Origin of the sequence: Streptomyces sp. NPDC001292 (assembly GCF_042896465.1) — a bacterium.
Taxonomy (GTDB): Bacteria; Actinomycetota; Actinomycetes; order Streptomycetales; family Streptomycetaceae; genus Streptomyces.
This window is the reverse complement of the sequence record NZ_JBIAXG010000009.1, coordinates 168,035-193,588: the sequence shown is the minus strand read 5'-3', so window position 1 is coordinate 193,588 and position 25,554 is coordinate 168,035. Positions and strand designations below refer to the sequence as shown.

The 25,554-nt window shown below is 73.4% G+C and carries 19 protein-coding genes and 1 pseudogene; 11 read left to right on the top strand and 9 right to left on the bottom strand.

Features of this window, described 5'->3' with window-relative positions; translation table 11 throughout:
- Positions 1–32: 32 nt before the first annotated feature.
- Both ACFY4A_RS13435 and ACFY4A_RS13430 read right to left on the bottom strand, forming a co-directional pair.
- Positions 33–914, bottom strand: a complete 882-nt coding sequence (locus ACFY4A_RS13435; RefSeq protein WP_390829560.1) for a diacylglycerol kinase family protein — start codon at positions 912–914, stop codon at positions 33–35.
- Between the two features lie 76 nt (positions 915–990).
- Positions 991–2,586 (bottom strand): FAD-binding oxidoreductase, encoded by a 1,596-nt coding sequence (locus ACFY4A_RS13430; RefSeq protein WP_390829559.1) that lies wholly within the window; start codon positions 2,584–2,586, stop codon positions 991–993.
- Positions 2,587–2,686: 100 nt separating this feature from the next.
- Here ACFY4A_RS13430 and ACFY4A_RS13425 point away from each other — a divergent pair, with 100 nt between their 5' ends.
- Positions 2,687–3,340 carry a TetR/AcrR family transcriptional regulator gene (locus tag ACFY4A_RS13425; protein ID WP_390829558.1) on the top strand — a complete coding sequence of 218 codons (654 nt, stop codon included), beginning with the start codon at positions 2,687–2,689 and terminating at the stop codon, positions 3,338–3,340.
- Entirely contained in the window at positions 3,337–4,935 is a 1,599-nt protein-coding gene (locus ACFY4A_RS13420) for a glycerol-3-phosphate dehydrogenase/oxidase (protein ID WP_390829557.1), read from the top strand. The genes ACFY4A_RS13425 and ACFY4A_RS13420 overlap by 4 nt, the downstream gene beginning before the upstream one ends.
- Positions 4,936–5,761: 826 nt before the next feature.
- Here ACFY4A_RS13420 and ACFY4A_RS13415 read toward each other — a convergent pair.
- Together ACFY4A_RS13415 and ACFY4A_RS13410 are read right to left on the bottom strand one after the other, a co-directional pair.
- Complete coding sequence (locus ACFY4A_RS13415) at positions 5,762–6,292, bottom strand: hypothetical protein (RefSeq protein ID WP_390829585.1); 531 nt, start codon at positions 6,290–6,292, stop codon at positions 5,762–5,764.
- A 188-nt stretch (positions 6,293–6,480) separates the two neighbouring features.
- Positions 6,481–8,761: pseudogene (locus ACFY4A_RS13410) on the bottom strand (catalase).
- A 353-nt stretch (positions 8,762–9,114) separates the two neighbouring features.
- Here ACFY4A_RS13410 and ACFY4A_RS13405 point away from each other — a divergent pair.
- Genes ACFY4A_RS13405 through ACFY4A_RS13395 form a run of 3 tightly spaced genes read left to right on the top strand, consistent with a single transcriptional unit; the run spans position 9,115 to position 11,160 of the window.
- Positions 9,115–9,780, top strand: coding sequence for a lipoprotein (locus ACFY4A_RS13405; protein ID WP_390829556.1), 666 nt, complete (start codon positions 9,115–9,117; stop codon positions 9,778–9,780).
- Positions 9,781–9,814: 34 nt separating this feature from the next.
- Complete coding sequence (locus ACFY4A_RS13400) at positions 9,815–10,279, top strand: low molecular weight protein-tyrosine-phosphatase (RefSeq protein ID WP_390829555.1); 465 nt, start codon at positions 9,815–9,817, stop codon at positions 10,277–10,279.
- Entirely contained in the window at positions 10,276–11,160 is an 885-nt protein-coding gene (locus ACFY4A_RS13395) for a fructosamine kinase family protein (RefSeq protein ID WP_390829554.1), read from the top strand. Before ACFY4A_RS13400 ends, ACFY4A_RS13395 begins: the two co-directional genes overlap by 4 nt.
- A 2-nt stretch (positions 11,161–11,162) precedes the next feature.
- Here the strand turns inward: ACFY4A_RS13395 and ACFY4A_RS13390 are convergent, their stop codons facing one another.
- Positions 11,163–11,636: an SRPBCC family protein gene (locus ACFY4A_RS13390; RefSeq protein ID WP_390829553.1), complete on the bottom strand. Its 474-nt coding sequence runs from the start codon at positions 11,634–11,636 to the stop codon at positions 11,163–11,165.
- A gap of 231 nt (positions 11,637–11,867) precedes the next feature.
- Between ACFY4A_RS13390 and ACFY4A_RS13385 the strand changes: the two genes are divergently transcribed.
- The 4 genes from ACFY4A_RS13385 to ACFY4A_RS13370 all read left to right on the top strand — a co-directional run bounded on the left by ACFY4A_RS13385 (position 11,868) and on the right by ACFY4A_RS13370 (position 17,038).
- Positions 11,868–12,341 carry a hypothetical protein gene (locus ACFY4A_RS13385; RefSeq protein WP_390829552.1) on the top strand — a complete coding sequence of 158 codons (474 nt, stop codon included), beginning with the start codon at positions 11,868–11,870 and terminating at the stop codon, positions 12,339–12,341.
- Between the two features lie 236 nt (positions 12,342–12,577).
- Positions 12,578–13,270: a GAF and ANTAR domain-containing protein gene (locus ACFY4A_RS13380; protein ID WP_390829551.1), complete on the top strand. Its 693-nt coding sequence runs from the start codon at positions 12,578–12,580 to the stop codon at positions 13,268–13,270.
- A 280-nt stretch (positions 13,271–13,550) separates the two neighbouring features.
- Positions 13,551–16,169, top strand: a complete 2,619-nt coding sequence (locus tag ACFY4A_RS13375; protein ID WP_390829549.1) for a SpoIIE family protein phosphatase — start codon at positions 13,551–13,553, stop codon at positions 16,167–16,169.
- 35 nt (positions 16,170–16,204) lie between these two features.
- On the top strand, positions 16,205–17,038 hold the full coding sequence (locus ACFY4A_RS13370) for a chitosanase (RefSeq protein WP_390829548.1): 834 nt from the start codon (positions 16,205–16,207) through the stop codon (positions 17,036–17,038).
- Between the two features lie 33 nt (positions 17,039–17,071).
- Here the strand turns inward: ACFY4A_RS13370 and ACFY4A_RS13365 are convergent, their stop codons facing one another.
- On the bottom strand, positions 17,072–18,916 hold the full coding sequence (locus tag ACFY4A_RS13365) for a glycoside hydrolase family 15 protein (RefSeq protein ID WP_390829547.1): 1,845 nt from the start codon (positions 18,914–18,916) through the stop codon (positions 17,072–17,074).
- A 201-nt stretch (positions 18,917–19,117) separates the two neighbouring features.
- Between ACFY4A_RS13365 and ACFY4A_RS13360 the strand changes: the two genes are divergently transcribed.
- On the top strand, positions 19,118–19,324 hold the full coding sequence (locus tag ACFY4A_RS13360) for a hypothetical protein (RefSeq protein WP_390829546.1): 207 nt from the start codon (positions 19,118–19,120) through the stop codon (positions 19,322–19,324).
- Positions 19,325–19,468: 144 nt separating this feature from the next.
- Entirely contained in the window at positions 19,469–20,872 is a 1,404-nt protein-coding gene (gene sthA, locus ACFY4A_RS13355) for a Si-specific NAD(P)(+) transhydrogenase (protein WP_390829545.1), read from the top strand.
- A gap of 14 nt (positions 20,873–20,886) precedes the next feature.
- Here the strand turns inward: sthA and ACFY4A_RS13350 are convergent, their stop codons facing one another.
- The 3 genes from ACFY4A_RS13350 to efeU form a co-directional block, all read right to left on the bottom strand.
- Entirely contained in the window at positions 20,887–21,372 is a 486-nt protein-coding gene (locus tag ACFY4A_RS13350; protein ID WP_390829544.1) for a DUF5709 domain-containing protein, read from the bottom strand.
- A 98-nt stretch (positions 21,373–21,470) separates the two neighbouring features.
- On the bottom strand, positions 21,471–22,751 hold the full coding sequence (gene efeB / locus ACFY4A_RS13345; RefSeq protein WP_390829543.1) for an iron uptake transporter deferrochelatase/peroxidase subunit: 1,281 nt from the start codon (positions 22,749–22,751) through the stop codon (positions 21,471–21,473).
- A 56-nt stretch (positions 22,752–22,807) separates the two neighbouring features.
- Positions 22,808–25,222 (bottom strand): iron uptake transporter permease EfeU, encoded by a 2,415-nt coding sequence (gene efeU / locus ACFY4A_RS13340; RefSeq protein WP_390829542.1) that lies wholly within the window; start codon positions 25,220–25,222, stop codon positions 22,808–22,810.
- Positions 25,223–25,554 lie beyond the last annotated feature (332 nt).

Below are 25,554 nucleotides of genomic sequence, written 5' to 3'. Positions count from 1 at the left end.
GCCCCTCTCACGCCGGTTGAGCAGACGGGCGGTCAGCAGAGCACGGCGAGCGCGCCCGGCAGCACACGGGCCGTGACGGGCAGGACCGCCTCGACCTCGCCGTCGGCGCCGTAGGGCACCTCTCGGTCGGCGGTGACACGGATCCGTCTGCCCCGCAGGATCCGCACCTCGGGGCGCTCGACGTGTGCGCCCGACTTCAGCTCGTTCATCAGTGCGAAGAAGAGCCGGCGCGGTGCCTCGCGGATCATCACCACGTCGAGCAGGCCGTCGTCGACGCGGGCGCCGGGTGCGATCATGCGACCGGAGCCGTAGTAGGCGGAGTTGGCGGCCACCACGGTGTAACCGCGATGGGTGTGCTCCTCGCCGTCGACGGTGACCCGGTAGGTCGCCGCTCGCCAGGTCGCCACGGCGCGCAGCCCGCCGGCGTAGTAGGAGGCGGCGCCGCGCAGCAACCGGGAGTTGTTCGCATGCCGGTTGGCGAGCGCGTCGACGCCCGCGTACACGCTGCCGAGGACGACGGTGCGCTGGTGCGCGGCCGACTCCACCTCGATGGTGTCGACGCGGCGCGGGGTGCTGTGCAGCAGGATCCGGGCCAACTCGGCTGGTTCGGCGGGAAGTCGGAGCGCGCGAGCGAAGTCGTTGCCACGGCCCGCCGGTACCAGGCCCAGGAGGGTGCCGCTGCCGCTGAGGGCTCCGCCGATGCCGCCCGCGATGCCGTCGCCGCCCACGGCGAGCACGACGCGGTCGCGCTCGCCGGCCCGGCGGGCGAGGTCCTGGGCGTGGGCGAGACTGCGGCTGTACTCGGTCTCCACTCCGGCGCCGGCCTCCCGGAGCAGCCTGGCCACCCGCAGCAGCGCCGCGGCCCCGGCGGATCCGCCCGCGGTGGGGTTGACGATGGCGGTGAACTGTCGCATCGGTGGGGCCTCCGGGACGGAAAGGTGGTCGGTCGCGGGTGGTGCCGGGCCGGGGTCGGTCGAGGGGCGGCCGGAGTCAGTCAAGGGGCAGCAGAACGCCCGGGTTCAGCAGGCCGTGGGGGTCCAGCCGGCGCTTGACGGCCCGCAGGGCCTCGACACCGAGCGGTCCGGCCTCCCGGACGTACCCGTCGCGGTGGTCGGTGCCCACGCCGTGATGGTGGCTGATGGTGCCGCCCGCGGCGAGGATCGCCTCGTTCGCGGCCCGCTTGGCGGGCGCCCAGTGCGCCACCGGGTCGTCGCCCTGGGCGCTGACCACGGTGAAGTACAGCGAGGCGCCGTTCTCGTAGACGTGCGAGATGTGGCACATCACCAGGGGCGGGGTGCCCGACGCGGTGAGCGTGGTGGTCAGCGCCTCACGGACGGAGGCGTACAGCCCAGGGACAAGGGACCAGAAGGCGGCGGTCTCCAGCGTCTCGGCGAACGCGCCCGCGTCCAGGAGGGCGTCACGCAGGTAGGGCGCCGAGTAGCGGCCGTGGGCCCAGCGCTCCCCCGGCTCCTCGCCCAGGCAGGTGCCGCCGCACTCGCCCAGCACGGCCGCGGCGCGCTGCCTGCGGTGGGCGACGTCCTCGGCGGTGCCCTCGTAGCCGGCGATCGCCTGGCAGCCGGCGCCCTGCCGGGCGTCCAGGGCGCCGATGGCGTCGGGCTGGGCCAGGCCGATCAGGGTCTCGGTCTCGTCGGACAGGCGCAGCACGGTCGGGCGCGGCCCGTCCTGGGCGAGCCGGCGCAGGGCGGCGGCGCCCTCCTCGAAGGAGGCGAAGCGCCAGCCCTCGTGGACGCGGGTCTGCGGGAGCGGGCGCAGGCGCACGGTCACCGAGGTGATGACACCGAACGCGCCCTCGGAGCCGAGGACGAGCTGGCGCAGGTCGGGTCCGGCCGCCGAGCGCGGCGCGCGGCCCGCCTCCACGGTGCCCTCGGGGGTGGCGAGGGTGAGGCCGAGCACCATCTCGTCGAAGCGGCCGTAGCCGGCCGAGGCCTGCCCGCTGGAGCGGGCGGCGGCGAAACCGCCGAGGGTCGCCCACTCGTAGGACTGGGGGAAGTGGCCGAGGGTGAAGCCGTGTTCGGCCAGCAGCGCCTCCGCGTGCGGGCCGCGCAGGCCCGTTTGCAGGGTGGCGGTGCGGGAGACCGGGTCCAGGGCGAGCAGCCGATTCATACGGCGCAGGTCCAGGGCGACGAACGGGCGGCGGCGCTCGGGGGCGAGACCGCCGACGACTGAGGTGCCGCCGCCGAACGGGACCAGGGCCAGGCCGTGGGCGGCACAGGCGCGCAACACGGCGAGTACGTCTTCGTGGTCCGCGGGCAGCACCACGGCCGCCGGGACGTCCGTGACGTCGCCGCTTCTGACGCGCAGCAGATCGGGGGTGGACTTGCCGCGGGTGTGGCGGATCCGGGACTCGGCGTCGGTGCGGACGTGCGCCTCGTCGCCCACGGCCTCGTTCAGGGCGCGGAGCGCGTCCGCGGTCAGCGGCGAGGCCGGGACGTGGATCTCCTCCAGGGCGACCGGTCCGGCCTCGCGGGGCTTGACGCCGAGCAGGTCGCGCAGGAGTCCGGTCACCGAGTCGGGCAGCGGTGTGGCCCTGGCCGGGTCGCCCCAGCCGCTCCACAGCATGTCCATGGGTGTTCCTCACCGGTCGTGTCGAAGGGGGCCGTGTTCGGGGTTCCGTGTTCCGCGGTGCGCCGCGCCGCGACTCCGCGGGCCAGTTACACTGTGACACATGACGCCTATTCGTCACAACAGCTCGGAGCGGCCGGGCCGCTCGGGCCAGCCGGACCGCTCGGGCCAGCCGGACCGCTCCGACGGCGATCCCGTACTCGACGCCGTGCGCGACTGCGTCCTGGCCGTCGGCGTCCGGCGTACGACCCTGACGGACGTGGCCCGCCGCGCGGGTGTGTCCCGGATGACGCTCTACCGCCGCTGGCCCGATGTACGGTCCCTGGTCGGCGACCTGATGACGCGGGAGTGGATCGCCGTGGCCGTCGAGGCGATGCCGGAGCGCAGACCCGGGACGTACGCGCGCACGCTGATCGTCGACGGGCTCGTGGCCGGGGTGAGGGCGTTCCGCGCCCACCCGCTCTTCCGCAAGATCGTCGACGTGGACCCCGAACTACTGCTCCCCTATGTGCTGGACCGCCGGGGAGCCAGCCAGGAGGCCCTGCTCTCCCTGCTCGCCGACCAGCTGCGCGAGGGCCACGCCGACGGGTCGGTGCGCGCCGGCCACACCGAGCGGCAGGCACGGTCCCTGCTGCTGGTCGTGCAGTCCTTCACGCTGTCGCTGCGCACCATGACCGAGGAGGACGACCCCGAGCTGGACGGCGATGCGTTCCTCGCGGAACTGCGGACCATCCTGGAAAGGACCCTGACGCCATGAGCTTCGGCAACGATCCCGCCGTCCCCGCGCACACGGCGCCGGGCACCTCCCTCACCGCCGCCCGCCGCGCCCGCGAACTGGCCCGGACCGTCGGCGGTCCGGCCGTGGACGTCCTGGTCGTCGGTCTTGGCGCGACCGGCGCCGGGGCCGCGCTGGACGCCGCGGCACGCGGACTGAGCGTCGCCGCGATAGACGCCCACGACCTGGCCTTCGGCACCTCCCGCTGGAGTTCCAAACTCATCCACGGCGGACTGCGCTATCTCGCCTCCGCCCAGTTCGACGTCGCCCACGAGAGCGCGGTCGAACGCGGTGTGCTGATGGAACGCACCGCTCCCCACCTGGTCGGTGCCCAGCCGTTCGTCCTGCCCCTCACCCCGCTGGTCTCGCGCGGCCAGGCCTCCCTGGCCTGGGCCGGCTTCCGCGCGGGCGACGGGCTGCGTTCGGCGGCGCGCACCGCCCGCGCCACCCTGCCGGCGCCGCGCAGGCTGTCCGCGGTGGAGACCCGCCATCTCGCGCCCGCCCTGCGCGGCACCGGGTTGCGCGGCGGTCTGCTGTCCTGGGACGGCCGGCTGACCGACGACGCCCGCCTGGTGACCGCGCTCGCCCGTACGGCGGCGGGCCGTGGCGCCCGCGTCCTGACCCGGGTCCGGGCCCTGGAACTCACCGGTTCCGGGACCCGGGTGCGTGACGAACTGACCGGCGAGGAGGGCGAGATCCGGGCCCGCGCCGTGATCAACGCCTCCGGAGTGTGGGCGGGCGGCCTGGTCGACGGCATCCGGATCCGGCCCTCCCGCGGCACCCACCTCGTGCTGCGCTCCGGCCTGCTCGGTCCGCTGCCGGCCGGGCTGCACATCCCGGTCCCCGGAGAGACCAACCGCTTCGTCCTGGTCCTGCCACAGGACGACGGCCGGGTCTACGTCGGGCTCACCGACGAGCCTGTCGAAGGCGGCGTCCCCGACGTGCCGGAGGTCCCCGAGTCGGACGTCGGCTTCCTGCTCGACGTGCTGGCCTCCGCCCTCGACGTGCCCGTACGCCGCGAAGACGTGGCCGGTGCCTTCGCGGGCCTGCGTCCGCTGCTGGACACCACGCCGGCGAACGGATCCGCCTCGGCGCTCCGGACCGCGGACATCTCGCGTCGGCACGCGGTGCTCACCTCGCCGGACGGCGTGGTCACCGTGGTCGGCGGCAAGCTCACCACCTACCGGCGCATGGCCGAGGACGCCGTCGACACCGCCGTCGCCGCGCACCGGCTCGGCGCGGGGCCATCCCCCACGGCCTCCCTCCCGCTCGTCGGCGCCGCGTCACCGCGGACCCTCGCCGCGCTCCGCGCCCCGCACCGCCTGATCCGGTGCTACGGCACAGAGGCGCCGGCCGTCCTCGCCTTGGGCGCTCAGGACCCACGCCTGCGCGAACCCGTACTGGAGGGCCACCCCGTCACCCGCGCCGAACTCCTGTGGGCCGTACGCCAGGAGGGCGCCCTCGACGAGTCCGACCTCCTGGACCGCCGCACCCGAATCGGCCTCATCCCCTCCGACCGCACAACAGCGCTGAAGGCCGCCCACGAGGTCCTGGGCGAAACACTGGGCTCCCGGTGAACCGGTCGCGGCCGGAGGTCTCGGTGCCGCAGCGACCGGCCCGGCGGCCGGGACCGGCCCGGGTGAGTGGGGCGGAGCCGTGCGTCGGCGGGGTACACGATGTGGCCGCGGCAGCGGCCCGGCAGCCAGCCCGCACGCCGGGCCGCCGGCCCGCGCCCGCCCACACCAGAACCGCGCCCACCGGCGCGGGCGGCCCGCCCCATCGGCACCAGGGCCCGGAAGCGAGTGCCAAGGACGCCAGTCGGCGCCGGAACCACGCCCGCCGGCGCCAGGACCGGCAGAGTGGCACTGGGCGGCGGCCCGGCGGTCAGCCAGGCATCCCGCCCCAGCACCCGATGACCGCCGGGCCGCCGGCCCGCGCCCGCCCACACCAGAACCGCGCCCACCGGCGCGGGCGGCCCGCCCCATCGGCACCAGGGCCCCGCCTGTCGACCCTGGAACCGGAGGTCGGCGCAGGGAACGCCCGGCGACGCCGGAACCACGTGGGTCGGTTCCGGCGACGCCCTTCGATGCCAGGGCCACGCCCGTCAGCACCAAGACAACGCCCGCCAGGGGGCGGACCGGCCGGTCGGCGCCAGGGCCCGTCGGCGCCAGCGCCATGCCAGTCGGTGTCAGGGATACCCGGGGGCGAGGCCACGCCCCCGCCGTCAGCGAGGCCCTCGGTACCAGGGCGGGGCCCGTTGGCGCGGGCGGCACGCCCGTCGGAGCCGGGTGCCGGCAGGTCAGTGCCAGGGATGCCCTTCGGTGCGCGGGCCGTGCAGGTCGGCGTCGGGTGCGCGTCATCGGTGTCGGGTCCCTCGGGCCGACGCCGGGAGCGCGTGCCGGCTCAGGCCGCGAAAGCCGGGCCCGGTTCTTCGAGGCGGGCCAGGAGTTGGGGGTGGTGGAGGGTGGAGATCGGGGCGAGGAGGTCGGGGTGACGCAGTAGGGCCGCTGCCCGTCGGTCGCCCTCGTCGGGAGCGGTCAGGCGGCGGAACTCCGTGGGCGTGGGCGCCGGTTCGGTCCCCTCGGCGAGCGCGTCCACCGCGCGCCCGGCCAGTCCGGGGTCGGTGAGCAGGCAGGCGGCCCAGCTCAGCACGACCTCGTCCACCCAGGTGCGCCACGCGTGCGCCTCCGGGTCGTCGGTCTCGACGCCGTCCGCGCCGGCGATCCAGTCCAGGCGGGCCGACCCTCCGGGGCCGGCCATCATCACCAGCGCGGCGTCCATCGGCGTCGGGTAGCGCAGGCGGGCCGCGACCGTCACCGCCTGGCGTGCCTGCACTTCGCACAGGGCGGAGGCCAGCGCGCCGCCGGACGCCGGATAAGCGCTGGTCAGCCAGTGGGTGGTCGCTGCGATGAGTGGAGAGAGATCTTCGTGCACTGCCGGGCCGTTCGAGCCGTTCACGGACAAAAAGGACTGCGTGAAACGGTAGCCCGCGGCAGGAGCCGAGCCATATGACCCAGGCCGCCTCCGGGGCGTGGCTTCCGCCACATTCGCACGCCGCGATGAGCGGCGGTGCCCGCCCGGAAGGCGGCCAGCAGGCCGTTACCCGTCCGTACCGGTGCCGGTCAGGCCCCGGCGGGGAAGCGTTCCCAGACCCGGTGGGCACCCAGGAGGGAGGTGATCTCCTCCAGCGTGGCGGTGCCGCTCGCGCCGAGGATCACGCCGGGCGCGTCGACGGGCACACCGGCCGCCTCGAGCGCGGCCTCGGCGCCCTTCCACGCGCCGATCGCCTTGCCGTGCCGGAAGGCCTCGAACAGCAGCAGGCCGACCCGCGGGTCGTGGGTCGCCTGCTGGGGGGGCGGTCAGACCGACCTTGGCGTCGCGGGCGCCGTAGGCGTCGGCGCCCAGACCCGGCGGGCCGGCCAGCAGGACCGCGTCGAACTCCACGGACCGCGCGGTGGCGTAGGTGCGCTGGACGGTCAGCGCACCGTCGCCGTTGCCGAGTTTCCCGCCGGACGGCGCGATGACGAGGGGAACCATGCCCCCGGCGAGCACCGCGTCGCGCACGGCCCGTACACCGTCCAGGTCGCCGTCCGGTCCGGCGACGATGCCGATGACCCGCCCGTCCGTGGGCCAGGTGCGCCCGACCTGGGACAGTGCCGGGCTGGGCTCGACGCCGGCCAGGGCCACGGTGGGCCGGGGCGCCGGCAGACCGAGGCCTGCCGCGACCTGGGCACACAGTTCGGGGTCGATGTTGGCCAGTACCTGAAGACCCCGTTCCTTGACGGTCTGCTCGTAGCACTTGCCGAGTTCGAAGGTGTAGGCACCGATGATGTGTTCGCGCTCCACCGGGCTCATGCTGAGCCAGAACCGGCGCGGCTGGCTGAAGTGGTCCGCGAACGTCTCGGGCGCCTCACGGACCTTCTTCGCCTCCGGGACCCGTACGGGCGCCTCGATGTACGCCCCCGTGTCCGCGCCCGCGGTGAACGGGCAACCGCCGTCGAGGGAGTTGGGGCGGTAGGGCGCGACGCCCTGGTGCACGGCCGTCTGGTGGAAGCTGTCGCGCAGCATGTCGTTGACCGGCGCGTGCGTGCGGTTGACCGGGATCTGCCCGAAGTTGGGGCCGCCCAGGCGGGTGATCTGGGTGTCCAGATACGAGAAGAGGCGCCCGGCGAGCAGCGGGTCGTCGGTGATGTCGATACCGGGGACGAGGTGGCCGGGGTGGAAGGCCACCTGCTCGGTCTCGGCGAAGAAGTTCGACGGGTTCCGGTCGAGGGTGAGGAGGCCGACGGGCTGCACGGGGGCGAGTTCCTCGGGGACGATGTTCGTCGGGTCCAGCAGGTCGATGCCCTCGAAGGTCTGCTCCGGGTTGTCGGGGAAGGTCTGGATCCCCAGCTCCCACTGGGGGTACGCACCCGCCTCGATGGCGTCGGCGAGGTCCCGGCGGTGGAAGTCCGGGTCGACGCCGCTCACGATCTGCGCCTCCTCCCACACCAGGGAGTGCACGCCCAGCTTCGGCTTCCAGTGCCACTTCACCAGGGTCGTGCGGCCCTCGGCGTCGACCAGGCGGAAGGTGTGGATGCCGAAGCCCTCCATCGTCCGGAACGAGCGCGGGATGCCCCGGTCGGACATGTTCCACAGGGTGTGGTGGGTGGCCTCGGTGTGCAGGGTGACGAAGTCCCAGAAGGTGTCGTGGGCGCTCTGCGCCTGCGGTATCTCCCGGTCCGGGTGGGGCTTGCCCGCGTGGATGACGTCGGGGAACTTGATGGCGTCCTGGATGAAGAACACCGGGATGTTGTTGCCGACCAGGTCGAAGACGCCCTCGCTGGTGTAGAACTTGGTCGCGAATCCACGGGTGTCGCGCACGGTGTCGGCCGAGCCCCGGGAGCCGAGCACCGTGGAGAACCGTACGAACACCGGGGTTTCGACGTTCTTGGCCAGGAACGCGGCCCTGGTCACCGAGGCGGCCGTGCCGTAGCTCTTGAAGGTGCCGTGCGCCGCCGCGCCGCGGGCGTGGACCACACGCTCGGGGATGCGCTCATGGTCGAAGTGCATGACCTTCTCGCGCAGGTGGTGGTCCTGAAGCAGTACGGGACCGCGCGGCCCGGCCTTGAGCGAGTGATCGGTGTCGTACAGCCGGGTGCCCTGGGCGGTGGTCAGGTAACTGCCGGCCTGCGCCATCCGCGCCTGGTCCGCGCCCGTCGGCTGCCCGGTGGGCGAGAAGGTGTCCGGGCCGGTCTGGTCCGGCTTCGGCGGCAGCGGCCCCCGCGGATCCGTCGGCTCGGCGAGGGACGGCGACTCGGCACCGGGCTTCCCCGGAATGCCCTCCTCCGGTCCCGCGCCGTCGCCGTGCAGGGCGCCGGTCACCTTCCGGGCTGCCTGTTTGATGGGGTTGGCCTTGTTCATGCGTACGTTCCTCCGCTCGTCGGCCGTTGCGCTGTGCGCCGCGGCCGCGTGCTGTCCGGGTACTGGTGGTCGCCCGCCGTGGGTCGCCGCCGAGCGCGTGCCGCCCGCGCCGTGGGCACCGCGGGCGGTGCGCGGGGTCGGCGGGCGTGGGCTCGCACCGGCGAGTCAAGTGAACAAAGCGCCCGGAACGGGCATCGGTCCTGTCAATCTCTCACGGCCCGGGGACCGGCGCATGGGCATGCAACGACGGGGAGCCCCGCCGGCCGCCCCGGCCACGTACCCGGGCGAGGCCACTCAAGGCCTCCGGGCCGCAACCGGTTACAGTGACGCGCCGGCGAGGAGGGGAGAGAGCGGTGCGGGTCCGGGCGGGGACGGCATGGCGGGGTTCGGCCATCCCGGTGGTGCTGCTGCTGAGCGGGGCGCTGACGGCGTGTTCGGGCGCGTCACGGGAGGGCGCGTCCGCCGTGCGAACGGCGGCCGCGACGGACGCAACAGGCACAGCGGTCCGCAGCGGGGGCACGATCGGCGCCCGGGGTTCGGTGTGCGAGCTTCCCGTCACCTTCGACATCGCCGAGCGCTGGAAGGCCGAGGCGGTGGATCCGGCGGCCGGCGACTCCGCCGCCGGCAAGGAGGTCGCGGACGCGCTGCTGCGCCAGGGCCCGGTGACCGCCGTGTGCGAGGTCGACGCCAGGCCCGCGGGGAACATCGGCTTCCTGCGCGTGTTCACCGGCTCCCCGGGCGCGGGGGACGCGAGCACGGTGCTGCGGGCCTTCGTGGCCGCCGAGGACGGCGTGAGCGAGGAGACGTACCACTCGTTCACGACGGGCGGGCTCGAAGGCGTCGAAGTCGAGTACCTGCGCACCGGCGAGATCCTGGACGGGCCGAAGAAGGAACGCGCCCTGGCCGTCGGCACCGCCCGGGGCCCGGTCGTCCTGCACCTCGGCGGCATGGACACCGAGGAACACGAACAGATGTTCCCCGCCTACGAACTCGCCAGGAGGACCCTGCGCAGCGCCTGAGCGGCTTCCGGAGGGGACCCGTACTCTGGGGGCCGTGCACATCTGTTTCGTCTGCAGCGGGAACATCTGCCGGTCGCCGTCCGCGGCGCTGGTGTTCGCCGAGCGGTTGCGCCGGGCGGGGCTCACGGACGCGGTCCGGGTCAGCAGCGCCGGCATCGGCCCGTGGCACGTCGGGGAGGCCATCGACGAGCGGGCCGGTGAGGTGCTGGCCCGGCACGGCTACCCGATCCGGCACGTCGCCGCACAGGTCGGCGCCGAGCACCTGGACGCCGACCTGCTCCTGGCCATGGACCGCGGTCACGAGAAGGCGCTGCGCCGGCTCGTCGACGACCCGTCCCGGGTGCGGCTGCTGCGCTCCTTCGACCCGCACGCGGTCGGCGACCTGGACGTGCCCGACCCGTACTACGGCGGCCCGGAGGGGTTCGAGGAGGTGCTGGTCATGGTCGAGGCCGCGACCCCGGGCCTGCTCGACTGGGTGAGCGAGCGCCTGCCCGCGTGACCGGCCGTCCGCCGGCCGGCTCCTGCTCCGGCTCGGATCCCGCTGCCGCGGCCGCCCGGCTGACCGGGCGTGCGGCGACCGGCCGGCGACCGTCGGCGGCGAACCCCACCGAGGTGACCCTCGACGACGGCGGCGTGGTCGTGGTCAAGCGCGGTGAGAATCCGCAGGCGGTACGCGCCGAGGCCGCTGGGCTGCGCTGGCTCGCCGAGGCGCGCGCGGTGCGCGTCCCCGCCGTGCACGGCCACGACCACCGCTGGCTGGTCACCGACCGGGTTCCATCCGGCCGGCCCGGTCCGGGGGCGGCGGTGCGGTTCGGCCGTGACCTGGCCGCCCTGCACGCCGCCGGGGCGCCCGCGTTCGGTGCCGCTCCGCCCGGCGGACCGCGGGAGGCGTACATCGGGCTCGCGCCGATGCTCAACGTTCCCGGCACCGACTGGCCGCGCTGGTACGCCGAGCACCGGGTGCTCCCCTATCTGCGCCGCGCGGTCGACGCCGGCACCCTGCGCCCCGCCGAGGCGGCCGTGATCGAACGCGTACTGGAACGGCTGCCCGAGCTGGCCGGCCCCGCCGAACCGCCCGCGCGACTCCACGGCGACCTGTGGAACGGAAACGTGCTGTGGGGCGCGGACGGCGAGGTCTGGCTGATCGACCCTGCCGCGCACGGCGGGCACCGGGAGACCGATCTGGCGATGCTTCAGCTGTTCGGCTGCCCGCACCTGGACCGCGTACTGGACGGATACCAACAGGTCGCGCCGCTCTCCGACGGCTGGGCCGGCCGTGTCGGGCTGCACCAGCTCTTCCCGCTGCTGGTGCACACGGTGCTCTTCGGACGCGGTTACGCCGAACAGGCGGTCGCCGCGGCCCGCGGCGCCGGCCGGTGACTCTACGCGTCGCCCTCCACGGCGCCCTCCACCAGCCGGGCGAGGTTGTCCAGGGCCATGCGCGTCCCCAGTTCGTTGTCGGCGCGCGGCAGCTCGTCGGGGATGCCCTCGTGCACGATCATGACCTCCGTCCCGCCGTCCACCTCGGCCAGTGACGTGGTCATCGTCATCGTGCCGTGCAGGGCGTCCTCGTCGGTCTCGAACGCGAGCACCTCGACCACCAGCTGATCGGGCACGAGCCGGGCGAAGTGCCCCCGGTAGGTGTCCGTGCGGCCACCCGACTTCCCCTGGGCCCCCGGCTCGTCGTAGGAGAGGGACACCCGGAACGTGCCGCCCTCACGGGCGTCGAACGCGTGGACGTGAGCGGTCATGCCGTCGGGGACGCGCCATCTCGCCACCGCGTCCGGGTCGGTGAGGGCCCGGTAGACGGCGGCGGGAGACGCCTGCACCCGCCGTGAGACCCGTGTGGCATACATGGCAGCAACATACACACGCGGCGCCCGGATCCGGGGCCGACCGGCGAGGCACGGCGCCTCACGATTGTCGCGGTTCTGTCACCAAGTGGCCCTGGAGTCCCAGGGGTTGCTCTGGCGCTTTTCCCGCGTGCTAAGAAATACGCCGTCACAGTGGCGCGGAGCGTCCCACGGGGGCGCCGTACGCCATGTCGGTCCGGTCCGTGAGGGCCGTAGGGGGAAGGTGTCACCGTAGTGAACCGTACGCGCACGACCGTCGCGGCGCTGGCCGCGGCCGCAGTCGTCACCGCCGCTCAGCTGGGCTTCGCCGGGGCCGCTTCCGCGGCGACCGCCGCACCGCAGAGCTCCGCCTGCCCGATCAACATCGTCTACCCGTCCCGTTTCTACGTGGACCGCAACGGGTGGGTGACGAACGGCGGCCTGTACTTCGGCATCAAGAGCAAGACCACGAAGAAGTTCAAGAACGTCACTTTCACGGTCACCAACGTCAAGAACATCCGCTTCGGCTCGGCGACGCCGAAGGGCGGCAAGATCAGCCGCAAGACCTCGCAGACCGTGGCGGTCCGCACCACGACCTTCAAGGGGAAGGCGAGCCTCGGCTTCAAGGTCCGGACGCACCTGCTGAACACCAGGAGCTACAAGGTGAAGTTCACCCTGCACGGCTCCGGCTGGAACTGCGCCGTCAACCAGGGCACCTGGGGCGCCTGACCCCGCGGGCACCAAACGGCCGGCAGCCGTCTCGGTCCCGAACCACCCGGCATGACGATGCCCCGGCCCGCGCGGCCGGGGCATCGGCGTGCGGGGCCCGGGCGTGGACGTGCGCGGACCATGATCGGTCTCGCCCGGGTAGGCAGGTGGCCGCGGGGGTACGCTGCGAGTACCGGCGGTCGCGGGCGATGCCATGTGCGTACCGGTGGGCGCGACTGGGAGAAGGGCGGGTGCGGATGGACTGGCGTGAGTTCGCCGAACAGATGGCCCAGCTCGCCCGGCGTCTGCTGGCCCAGGACTCCCCTCAGGAGACGCTCGACGAGATCGTCCGGGCGGCCGTCGAGCTGATCGACGGGTGCGAGGCCTCCGGGATCCTGGCCGTGCGCAAGGGGCGTGCCGTGACCCTGGCCGCCAATGGGGACATGGTCATGGAGTCCGATCGGTTGCAGGGCGAGATGGACGAGGGCCCCTGCTTCGACGCGGCCCGCCGCGTCGACGGGGACCGGCTCTTCCGCATCGCCGACCTCACACGGCCGCAGCCGGCGTGGCCGCGGTACGCGCCGGCCGCCCGCGACCTGGGCATCGGCAGCATGATGGGGTTCCTGCTGTACACCCAGGACCAGGACTTCGGGGCGCTGAACCTCTACTCCAGCCGTCCCGGCTCCTTCACCGCGGACAGCGAGACCGCGGGCTGGCTGCTCGCCTCGCACGCCGCCGTCGCCGTGGCGGGTGCCAGAACCGTCGACCAGCTCGAACACGCGTTGGAGACCCGACACGCCATCGGGGAGGCCATGGGCATCCTGCGGGAGCGCCACGGCCTGAGCGAGGAGGACGCCTTCGCCGTCCTGCGCCGCATCTCCCAGCACCACAACATCAAGATCCGCGACGTGGCCCGGACCATCCGCACCGACGCCCGCAAACAGGGCTGACACGGTCCGGGCGAGCCAGGACATGCCCTGGGCCGGACGTTCCCACGGAGCCGTCCGCGCGGCCGTCCCGTGCCCGCCCGCGTGACCCGAGAGGTGACTGCCTCTCGCCTCATGGGGCGTGGCAGTGTAGACATGGCTCATGGTCCGACTCCCGGGTCGTACCGGCTCCCGGTCGGCCCGCCGTCCCAGCGGACGGCGTCTCGAGCTCGCGTCCGGCCCGGCCCGTCGGGCGCGCGAGCGGGCCGGGCATGACCGATCGGGCCGGAGCAGACCGTCCGGGATGCGCTCGGCGCTCGGCGGGCGCAGCGTCGCCGGCCAGGTGTTCCTGCTCCAGGTCGCCATCGTGGTGCTGCTGGTCGCGGCGGCCGTGGTGGCGCTGGTGCTTCAGGTGCGGCACGACAGCGACCAGGAGGCCCGAGACCGTTCCCTCGCCGTCGCCGAGACGTTCGCCGACGCGCCGGGCACCCGGGACGCGCTCGCCGCCCCGGACCCGGCAGCGGTGCTGCAAGCGCGGGCGGAGGCGGCCCGCAAGGAGGCGCACGTCGACTTCATCGTCGTGATGAACACCAAGGGGATCCGCTACACCCACCCCAAGCCGGACCGCGTCGGCGAGAAGTTCGTCGGCACCCTCCAGCCCGCGCTGGCGGGCGGCACGGTCGTCGAAGAGGTCGAGGGGACCCTCGGGCCGCTGGTGCAGGCCGTCGTGCCGATCCAGACGCCGGCCGGCAAGGTGGTGGGACTGGTGTCGGCCGGCATCACCACCAGGAACGTCGGCGGTCTGGCGGACCGGCAGCTGCCGGTCGTCGTGGGCGCCGCGGCCGTGGCCCTGGCCCTGGCCACGGCGGGGACGGCGCTGGTCACCCGGCGGCTGCTGCGCCAGACCCACGGGCTCGGCCCCCAGGAGATGACCCGGATGTACGAGCACCACGACGCGGTGCTGCACTCCGTCCGGGAAGGCGTGATCATAGTCGGCGACGACGGGAAGCTGCTGCTGGCCAACGACGAGGCGCACCGCCTGCTCGGCCTGCCCGAGGACGCCGAGCGCCGGCACGTGCTCGACCTCGGGCTCGACCCCGAGACCGCCGGCCTGCTGGCCTCCGGCCGGATCGCCACCGACGAGGTGCATCTGGTCGGCGACCGGCTGCTGGCGATCAACCAGCGGCCCACGGACATGGCGGGCGGTCCGTCCGGCAGTGTGGCCACGCTGCGCGACTCCACGGAGCTGCGCGCCCTGTCCGGCAGGGCGGAGAAGGCGCGGGAGCGCCTCAGCCTGCTCTACGACGCCGGAGTGGGCGTCGGCACGACCCTGGACGTGACCCGGACCGCCGAGGAACTCGTCCAGGTCGCCGTTCCCCGCTTCGCGGACTTCGCCACCGTGGACCTGTACGACGCCGTGCCGGCCGGCGAGGACCCGGATCCGGCAGCCGCCCTGCGCCGCACGTCCTTCGCCGGGATCCGCGAGAACACGCCGCTCCACCCGCCGGGCCGGGAGATCCGCTTCGTCCCCTCCACCCCGCAGGCGCTCAGCCTCAAGACCCGCCGGCCGGTCCTCGAGCCCCGTCTGGAGGCGGCCCCGGGCTGGCAGGCCCAGGACTCCGAGCGCACCGCGCGGGTGCTGGCGTTCGGCATCCACTCCCTGATCACCGTGCCCGTGCGGGCGGGCAACGTGCTGCTGGGCCTGGTCAGCTTCTGGCGGTCGGAGAAGGACGAGCCTTTCGACACCGAGGAGCTGGCCCTCGCCGAGGAACTGGTCGCCCGGGCCGCCGTCTCCATCGACAACGCCCGCCGCTACACCCGCGAGCACGGGCTGGCGGTCACCCTTCAGCGCAGCCTGCTGCCGCGCAGCCTGCCCCAGCAGAACGCGCTGGACATCGCCCACCGCTATCTGCCCGCGCGGGCGGGCGTGGGCGGGGACTGGTTCGACGTGCTGCCGCTGTCCGGGGCGCGGGTCGCGCTGGTCGTCGGCGACGTGGTCGGCCACGGACTGCACGCCGCGGCCACGATGGGGCGGCTGCGGACCGCGGTCAGCAACTTCTCCGCCCTGGACCTGCCGCCCGAGGAACTGCTCGGGCTGCTGGACGAGCTGGTCTGCCGCATCGACCAGGACGAGACGGCCGACAGTGCGGGTGCGCCCATCACCGGCGCGACCTGCCTGTACGCGGTCTACGATCCGGTCTCGCGCCGGTGCGCGGTCGCCCGCGCCGGCCATCCGCCGCCCGCCGTGGTCGGGCCCGACGGGGACGTGACGTTCCCCGACGTGCCCGCCGGTCCCCCGCTCGGGCTGGGCGGGCTGCCGTTCGAGACGGCGGAGCTGGAGCTGGCGGAGGGCAGCCGGCTGGTTCTGTACACCGACGGACTCGTGATGGACCGGGAGCGGGACATCGACACGGGGCTGGCGGAGCTGCGCACGGCTCTCGCCTCCGCCGGCGAGTCACCGGAGGACACGTGCCGGGCCGTCCTGGACGTCCGGCCCTCCCGGCCGGTGGACGACATCGCGCTGCTCGTGGCCCGCACCCGGGCCCTGGGGCCCGGGCAGGTCGCCGAGTGGGACGTGCCCGGGGAGGCGGCGGCCGTCGGGGACGTGCGCGCGGCGGTGAGCCGGCGGCTGGCGGAGTGGGGGCTGGAGGAACTGACGTTCACCACCGAGCTGATCCTCAGCGAGCTGGTCACCAACGCGATCCGTTACGGCGCCGAGCCCATCCGTGTCCGGGTGCTGCGTGACCGCGCCCTGATCTGCGAGGTCTTCGACAGCAGCAGCACCTCCCCGCACCTGCGCTACGCGGCCAGCACGGACGAGGGGGGCCGGGGGCTGTTCCTCGTCGCGCAGCTCGCCGAGCGGTGGGGCACCCGCTACACGCCCACCGGCAAGGCCATCTGGGCCGAGCAGCCGCTGCCCTGAGCCGCTGCCCCGCAGTCGAGTCACTTGGAGCCCCTTTGGTGCACGACACCCCCGACACGACCGCGCCGGCCGGCACGGCCCGCCGCAGCGTCCTCGCCCTGATCGGCGCCTCGCTCGTCGCCGTACCCCTCCTCGGCGCCCGGCGCGTCGCCGTGGCCCCGGCGGCGGGCCTGGACGACCCGGCGAAGAAGGAGATCGCCATGAAACTGGTGTCGAGCGCGGAGAACTCCACGCTCGACTGGAAGGCCCAGTACGCGTACATCGAGGACCTCGGCGACGGACGCGGCTACACGGCCGGCATCGTCGGCTTCTGCTCCGGCACCGGCGACATGCTCGGCCTGGTGCGGCTCTACACCGACCGCAGGCCGCACAACGTACTGGCCGAGTACCTCCCGGCGCTGCGCCGCGCCGACGGCACCGACTCGCACCGGGGGCTGGACCCCGGCTTCCCCGAGGCCTGGCGCAGGGCGGCGCGGGACACCGCCTTCCAGCAAGCCCAGAACGACGAACGCGACCGCGTCTACTTCGACCCCGCCGTCGCGCGGGGCAAGGCGGACGGGCTGCGCGCCCTCGGCCAGTTCGCCTACTACGACGCGATCGTCATGCACGGCGGCGGTGGCCTGACCGGCTTCCGCAGTATCCGCGATCGGGCCTTGCGCAGGGCCGCGCCGCCGGCCCGGGGCGGCGACGAGGTGACGTATCTGAACGCGTTCCTCGACGCACGCGTGTGGGCCATGCGGCAGGAGGCGGCCCACCGCGAGACCAGCAGGGTCGACACCGGGCAACGGGTCCTCCTGCGCCAGGGCAACCTCGGCCTGGAGCCGCCGCTGGACTGGAAGGTCTACGGGGACGGTTACCACATCGGCTGACGCCACGGAGCGGACCGGGACCCGCGTTCGGCGTCAGCCCAGGGCACGGTCGAGGTTGTAGGCCGCGCTGATCAGGGACAGGTGCGTGAAGGCCTGGGGGAAGTTGCCCTGCTGCTCACCGGTGGGGCCGACCTCCTCGGCGTACAGGCCCAGGTGGTTGGCGTAAGTGAGCATCTTCTCGAACGCGAGGCGGGCCTCGTCGAGGCGGCCGGCCCGGGTGAGGGCCTCGACGTACCAGAACGAGCAGATGGAGAACGTGCCCTCGTCGCCGCGCAGCCCGTCGGGGCTGGCCTGCGGGTCGTACCGGTAGACGAGCGAGTCGGAGACCAGGTCCTCGGTCAGCGCGTCGAGGGTGGACAGCCACTTGGGGTCGGTGGGCGCGATGAACTTCGCCAGCGGCATCATCAGCACGGCGGCGTCCAGTACGTCGCCGTCCTCGTACTGGACGAAGGCCTGCCGCTCGGCGGACCAGCCGCGGTCCATGATGCGGCGGTAGATGGCGTCCCGGCTCTGCCGCCAGCGTGGCAGGTCGGCGGGCAGGCCGCGGCGGTTGGCCAGCCGCATGGCGCGTTCGACGGCCACCCAGCACATCAGGCGCGAGTACAGGAAGTTCCTCCTGCCGCCGCGGGTCTCCCACACCCCCTCGTCGGGCTGGTCCCAGTGCTCGCACACCCATTCCACCAGCGCGGACACGTCGTCCCACTGGGCGCTGGAGATCGGCTGGGCCCACTTGTCGAAGAGGTAGATCGAGTCGATCAGGGCGCCGTAGATGTCGAGCTGGAGCTGGTCGGCGGCGGCGTTGCCGACCCGTACCGGCGCGGAGCCCTGGTGTCCCTCCAGGTGGCCGAGTTCGCGTTCGGGCAGCTCGGTGCGGCCGTCGATGCCGTACATGATCTGCAGTGGGCCCGTCGCCTTGCCGTCGCCGGGGCTGATGTGCCGGGTCAGGAAGCGCATGAACGCCTCGGCCTCGCCGGCGAAGCCGAGCCGCAGCAGCGCGTAGACGGCGAACGCGGCGTCGCGCACCCAGACGTAGCGGTAGTCCCAGTTGCGCTCACCGCCGACCCGCTCGGGCAGGCTCGTGGTGGGCGCGGCGACGATGGCGCCGGTCGGGGCGTAGGTGAGCAGTTTCAGGGTGAGGGCGGAGCGGTGGACCATCTCCCGCCAGCGGCCGCGGTAGCGGGACTGCGCGAGCCAGCGGCGCCAGTAGGCGACCGTGGCGCAGAACTGCTCCTCGGCCTCGGCGTGGGCGCACCGCCGTGGGGCCACCTCGCCGCCGACCTGGTCCAGCGCGAAGACGGCCGACTCGCCCTCGGCGAGCTTGAAGTCCGCCCGCAGGTCCGTGCCGTCGCTCTCCAGGGGCACGGTGGACGTCAGGGCGAGGGACAGGGTCGCCGACTCGAACAGGGCCGTGCAGCCCTCCATCCGGACCGTGTGCGGGTCGGCGCCGTAGTTGAAGCGGGGAGCCACCCGGGCCCGGAACGGCAGGGTGCCGCGCACGCACAGCACGCGCCGGATGAGCCGGTGCCGTTCGGTCTCGGCGGTCTCCCGCCGGTCTCCGGTCACCGGCATGAAGTCCTGCACCTCGCCGACGCCGTCCTCGGTGAAGAACCGGGTGATCAGCACGTTGGTGTCGGGGAAGTAGAACTGCTTGGTGCGCGCCGCCTCGGCGGCGGCGAGCTCGAAGCGGCCGCCGCGCTCGGCGTCCAGGATCGAGGCGAAGACGCTCGGGGCGTCGAAGGCGGGGCAGCAGTACCAGTCGATCGTGCCGTCGGTGCCGACGAGGGCGACACTGCGCAGGTCGCCGATCAGGCCGTGGTCGGCGATCGGAACGTAGCAGGGTGTGCCCGTCTCGGGCCCTCGGCTTCGGGTGTCGGCCATCGCGGCTGCCTCCTGTCCCCTCGCTGTCCCCCCTCGCGCGGACCGGTACTCGCGGCTGTTGCGGTTCCTCCAGCTTAGGAGCGGCCTTCCGGATGCAGGGTGCCGTCCGACCGGCAATCGTGGGAGGAGGTCCCGCTTCCCGCAGCACGAGGGCCGTACTCCGGACCCGGGCGGGGACCCAGCCGGACCCTAGGAGGTCACATGTCGACGTCACAACCCGATGCATCCCGCGAGTCCGGGGAGCGTTGCACCCCGGACGATGTCCTCCACGCCCGTACCGGCACCGACGTCTCGCCCGAGGACGTGGTGCTGGCCGCGGGCCGCGACATCACCCCGCGCAACCTGGAGTGGGCCAGGCGCAAGATCGAGACGGAGGGACCGGCCGCCCTGGACAAGCTGCTGCCCTAGGGTCTTTCGTTCTTCGGATCGGATCCGGCCTGATCCGATCCGAACGAGAGGCCCCAGGTCCTCCGGGCCGTGTGCGAAAGGGGCCGGAGCCCTGCCGTTCCGGTCCCTTTCGCTCGGTGCCGTCGCTCTGCGAGACTCCGGGGCGTGCCCGACTTCGACATGATCGTCATAGGATCCGGACCGGGTGGTCAGAAGGCCGCCATCGCCGCGGCCAAGCTGGGCCGCCGGGTCGCTGTCGTCGACAGCCCCGAGATGGTCGGCGGGGTCTCGATCCACACCGGAACCATTCCCTCCAAGACCCTGCGCGAGGCGGTGCTCTACCTCACCGGGCTCACCCAGCGCGATCTGTACGGTCAGAGCTACCGGCTGAAGGAGGACATCACCGTCGCCGACCTGACCGCACGCACCCGGCACGTGGTGGGCCTCGAGGTCGACGTCATCCGCAGCCAGCTCTCCCGCAACCATGTGTCCCTGCTCGCCGGGACCGGCCGCTTCGTCGACGGGCACACCGTCGCGCTGCGCGAAGTGACCGGCGAGGAAAGGCTGTTGGCCGCCGAACACATCGTCATCGCGACCGGTACGCGGCCGGCCCGGCCGGACAGCGTGGAGTTCGACGGGCGCACCATCATGGACTCCGACAACGTGCTCACGCTGGAGCGGGTGCCGCGGTCGATGGTCATCGTCGGCGCCGGGGTGATCGGGATGGAGTACGCCTCCATGTTCGCCGCGCTGGGCAGCAGGGTGACCGTCGTCGAACGGCGTCCGGGCATGCTCGACATGTGCGACGTCGAGATCGTGGAGTCGCTCCGCTACCACCTGCGGGACCTCGCCGTCACCTTCCGCTTCGGGGAGACGGTGGCCGCGGTGGAGCGGCACGAGAACGGCACGCTCACCGTGCTGGAGAGCGGCAAGAAGATACCGGCCGACGCGGTGATGTACTCGGCGGGCCGGCAGGGCCTCACCGACGGACTGGACCTGGGGAAGGCCGGGTTGAGCGCCGACGCGCGCGGCCGGATCACGGTCGACGAGCACTACCGCACGCAGGTGCCGCACATCTACGCGGTCGGCGACGTGATCGGCTTTCCCGCGCTCGCGGCGACCTCGATGGAACAGGGGCGGGCGGCGGCGTACCACGCCTGCGGGGAGCCGGTCGGCAGGATGCACGGCCTTCAGCCGATCGGCATCTACACGATCCCGGAGATCAGCTTCGTCGGGCGGACCGAGGACCGGCTCGCCGAGGACCGGGTGCCCTTCGAGGTGGGCGTCTCCCGCTACCGGGAGCTGGCCCGCGGGCAGATCATCGGCGACTCGCACGGCTTGCTGAAGCTGCTGGTCTCGCCGGAGGACCGCACGCTGCTCGGGGTGCACTGCTTCGGCGCGGGGGCCACCGAGCTCATCCACATCGGGCAGACGGTGATGGGCTGCGGCGGCACCGTGGACTATCTGGTCGACGCGGTGTTCAACTACCCGACGCTCGCGGAGTCCTACAAGGTGGCCGCACTGGACGCGACGAACAAGCTGCGGCAGATCGACCGGATCGGGGGCTGACCCCGGGGCCCGGATCAGGGCTCAGTGCCCTCGTCCGGGAGGGTGTCGTCGTCGACGATGTGCACGGCGGCCTCCTCGGCGCCGGCGGCTCCCGCGTCGACTCCCTTGTCGGCGGCGATCTCCTCCTTGGTGGTGTCGGTGTGGGCGCCCTCGTCCGGGGCGACGAGCCGGCCGGCGCGGTCCCCGCCCGCCTCGGGGTCGACCGGTTCGCCCTCGCCGCCGGGCAGGTCGCCCACGTCGTCGCTCTCCGGCCCGCCCTCTTCGGGCTGTTCCTGGGCCAGCCGCTGGTCGAGGCTCTCGCCCTCGTGCTGTTCGGCGGCCGTCGTGCCGTACTTGGTGACGCCCAGCGGCTTCTCCGGCGGGGAGTAGCCCTCGTCGAGGATGTCGTCGTAGGTCCGCTCACCCACCGCGTTCTCCATGTCCAGCGGCGCGGCGTCTTCCTGTTCCTCGTTGTCGCCGGTGGGCTGGTAGGCGTCGTCTGCCATCGGATCGGTGCTCACGGGTTCCTCCCTGGCGGACTCTCTGCGTGTCGCGATCCGCGTTTCCCGCGGGGTCCGTCCCAATCACTCCGGCGGTCCGGAGGGAAGTCCCGCGTCCGTCAGGCGGACAGCAGTCCGCGGCCGAGCCAGTCGGAGGAGTCGCGGACGCCGGGCAGGACGAAGAAGTAGCCGCCGCCGGTCGGGGAGATGTAGTCGACGAGGGGTTCGTCGATCAGCCGGGTCTGGGTGACCTCGAACTGGCGGACGACGTCCTGCTGGTAGCAGCAGAAGACCAGGCCCATGTCGAGGTTGCCGACGTTGTCGACGCCGCGGTCGTAGTTGTATCCGCGGCGCAGGATGCGGGAGGCGTCGGTGGCGGCGGTGCGCGGGTTGGCCAGCCGGATGTGGGAGTCCAGCGGGATCGCCGTGCCCCTGGGGTCCTTGGCGTAGTGCGGGACGTCGGTCTCCTTGGCACCGTCCAGCGGGGCGCCGGTGTCCTTGCGGCGGCCGAACATCTTCTCCTGCTCGGTCAGCGACACCCGGTCCCAGAACTCCACCAGCATGCGGATGATCCGGATCACCTGGTAGCTGCCGCCGGCCGCCCAGGCCGGCTCGCCCTGCCCGTCGCCCACCCAGACCAGGCGGTTCATCTCCCGGGCGGAGGCGACGTCCGGGTTGGCGATGCCGTCCTTGAAGCCGAGCAGGTTGCGCTGGGTGCCGGTCGGGCGCGGGCCGCTCTGGAAGCCGTCGACGCGCCACTTGATCTGCAGGGCGCCCCGGGTGTGCCGGGCGATGTCGCGCAGTGCGTGCAGCACCGTGTCCTGGCGGTCGCCACAGATCTGCAGGGACAGGTCGCCGTGACACTCGGCGGGGCTCAGGTTGTCGTTGGGGAAGGTCCGCATGAGGGTGAGCCGGCGCGGTATCGCCTTGGCCAGTCCGTAGCGGTCGTCGAAGAGGGAGGCACCGACGCCGACGGTGACGGTGAGGGAGCCGGCGGGGATGTCGGGGCCGAGGATGCCGTTGTCGGAGGGCGGGGCGCCGACGCCCAGGTCGGTGGGGGTGCCGCCGGCGGTGAGGAAGCGGGCCCGTTCGGTGATGGTCCGCAGCAGTCCGGCGAGTTCCTTGCGGTTCTCGGCGATGACGTCGAAGGAGACGAAGGCGGCGGCCGCGGGGGCGGGCGTGAGGACACCCGCCTGGTGGACGCCGTGGAAGGGGACCTTCGCCGCGTCGGCGGTGTCCGCGGCCTGCGCCTGGGCGGCGCCGCTCTGGGCGAGGGTGAAGCCGCCGCCGGCCAGGACCGCGCCGGCGGCACCGGCGCCCAGCGCCGTCTTGACGAAGGTGCGGCGCCCATGGCCGACGGGGCAGCCGCCCCGGGATGCGGACGTTTCGGCGGACGGCATGGAGCGGTTCCCTTCGGTGCGTATGGTCTCGGGCGTCTCGGCGCACGGTGCGGTCATCAGGCGGACTTCCGGATCTCCAGCAGGTCCGGTACGGGGGCGAGGTCCTCCAGGAGCTGTCCGGTGGCCCCGTCGAGACGGGCCCGGGTGATCGCGTCGAGCCGGTTCACGGGGGTCCAGGCGTTGCCGTGGTGGGCCGCGTCGAGCAGCCGCCGCAGCCGTGCGGTGTCCGCGTCAATGGTGGGCAGCAGGTGCGGGGCGCGGGAGGTGAGCAGCGGCTTGAGCACGGTGAGCAGTTCGCGGGTGCCGGCGAGGTTGGCGTCGGCCGTGGCCAGCTCGGTGCCGCTGCCCTGGTCGGCCTGGCCGGTGAGTTCGAACTGGAGGGTGTTCTCAAGGATCTCGTGGGCGCGCAGCGGCAGGTCGCCCGGGGCGAACGCCTGCCTGGGGAAGGCCTTGCGCAGGCCGGCGGCGTCGTCGGCGAGCTGCTGGGCGGGGGCCCTCAGCCGGTCCGCGCCCTGGCCGTGCCACAGGCCGTACTCGATGCGGTGGAAGCCGGTGAAGTCCTTGTCGTCCACTCCGCCGGGCAGCCCGTCGGGCCGACCGTTGATCTTCTTGTCGAAGTCCTCGAAGGTGCCGTAGGCGGCACCGAGGGAGGAGTAGGTGCGGTGGGCTGTCAGCCAGTCGGTGCGAGCCGCGTCGAGGTCGCCGCCCTGGATGTCGGCGTTCAGCCTGCCGGTCTGGGCGACGAGCGTGGCCAGCCCCCGGTCGACGTACCGCTTGTACTCCTCGAGCGGAGTGGCGAGGTCCTGCTCGGACACCGGGACGACCGCCCTGGCCCCTGCCCCGCCGCCCACCCGGACGGCCTTGGAGGTGACGGCCGTGCCGCCGGTGGGCACGCAGCGCCAGGCGTAGCTGCCGCCCGCGACGGTGGCGACCAGGTCCCGGGTGGTGCCGGGGGCCAGGCCCTCGATCTCGCCGTAGACCGCGTTGGTGGCCGGGTCGATCAGGTACACCTCGGACGTCTTGGCCCCGGTGTTGTGCATCTGGAACGTCTGCCGTCCCGGCTTGGGCGCGGTGAAGCCGTTGCCGCACTCGGTCTCCGAGACGGCGACCGTCTGGGTCCCGGCGGGCTTGGGCCGCCCCAGGGCGACCACGAGCCCGGCGACGACCGCGGGCACGGCGACGACGGCCACGGGTACGACCCAGACGGGACGCTTCCGACGGGCGACGGCAGCCACCGCGGGCGGTTCGGCCGGGGTCTGGCGAACGCCGCCGTCCGGCCTGTGCGACGGGTCGGCACCCTCGGCGCGCGCCCCACCGGCACCGCTACCGGACGCGTCGGTCCCGGGGCCACCGGACGCGGCGGCGCCGGAGGCGGCGGGCGCCTCGGCCACGAAGACCGAGGGCGTCTCGGCGGGCGTCTCGGCCCCGGAGGTGACGGGCGCCTCGCTCGCCGTCTCGGTCGTCGCCGCTGCGGCGGCACCGGCGTGCGGCCCGGCATCGGCCGCCGGCCCGGCGGTGCTTTCGTCCAGGGCCCCGGCTGCACCGCGCGGCCCACTCGCGACGGCTGTCCGAGGCCCTCGCTCGGCACCGGCGCCCCGGTCGGACACCGGCAGGGCGGACGCCGCGCTGCTGGGCGGCGCCGTGGCGGGCGCCGGTTTCGTGGTGCGTACGCCCCGGACGAAGAGGATCATCACCAGGGCGAGGTAGCCGGCGTAGCCGAGGACCTGGAGCCAGGTCATCGTCGGGGTGAGGTTGAAGACGCCCTGGACGAGGGTGCTGTACCAGGAGCCCGCGTCGACGGTGCGGCCGAGGTCGACGGCGTACGCCGCCTTGCCCGGAAGGACTCCGCCCTCCTGGAGGTCGCGCAGGCCGTAGCCGAGGACGCCGGCCGCGATCACGATCAGTACGGCGCCGGTGGCGGTGAAGAACCTGGTGAGGTTGATCTTCAGTACCCGCCGGTACAGGCCCCAGCACAGGCCGGCCGCCAGGACCAGGCCGATCCCTGCGCCCGTCAGCGGTCCCACGGACTCGCCGGCCGCGCGGGCGGTGGTCCACAGGAACAGGGCCGTCTCCAGGCCCTCGCGGCCCACCGCGAGGAAGGAGGTGAGGATCAGCACGCCCGCGCCCATGCCGAGCGCGCCGGTCACCTTCTCCTTGATCTCACCGGAGAGGCTGCGGGCCGAGCGGCGCATCCAGAACACCATGGCGGTGACGAACGCGACGGCCACGACGCTGAGGGCGCCGCCGAACGCCTCCTGCGCGGTCGCGGACAGCGAGGCCGCCGTGAAGGTGAGCACCGCGCCGAAGCTCATCGCGAGCGCGATGGCCGCGAGGACGCCGGTCCACACCTGCGGCAGCCGGGGCCTGGCTCCGGCCCGGACCAGGGTGGCGACCAGGATGGAGACGATCAGTCCGCCTTCGAGTCCCTCTCGCAGTCCGATCAGGAAACTCGGAAACGCGTCGTCCCACATGCCGTACGGCCCTCCCTGGCACGCCGCCCCGGCCACTCCGGGACCGGGTTAGAGAAGGCATGCCTAACTTCGTGATCCATCATGACTGCAGGCGTGTGGTCGGCTGGCCATGAAGCGGCAATGGACCGGTAAAGGTCGGTGTGCGCACGGGAGTCCTCGGTCACAGCCGTTCCCGCCCCGTACACGCTGTGTGCGGGGTCCGGTCGAGCGAACCGGTTCACCCGTGCGGGTGATCGCGGGAACGCTTCGGCGGCACTAATCGTCTACAGTGACGTAGACGGTCTACAGATTTGTAGTCATCGGCCGGTGCCTCAGCCGCGCGCCCGCCGACC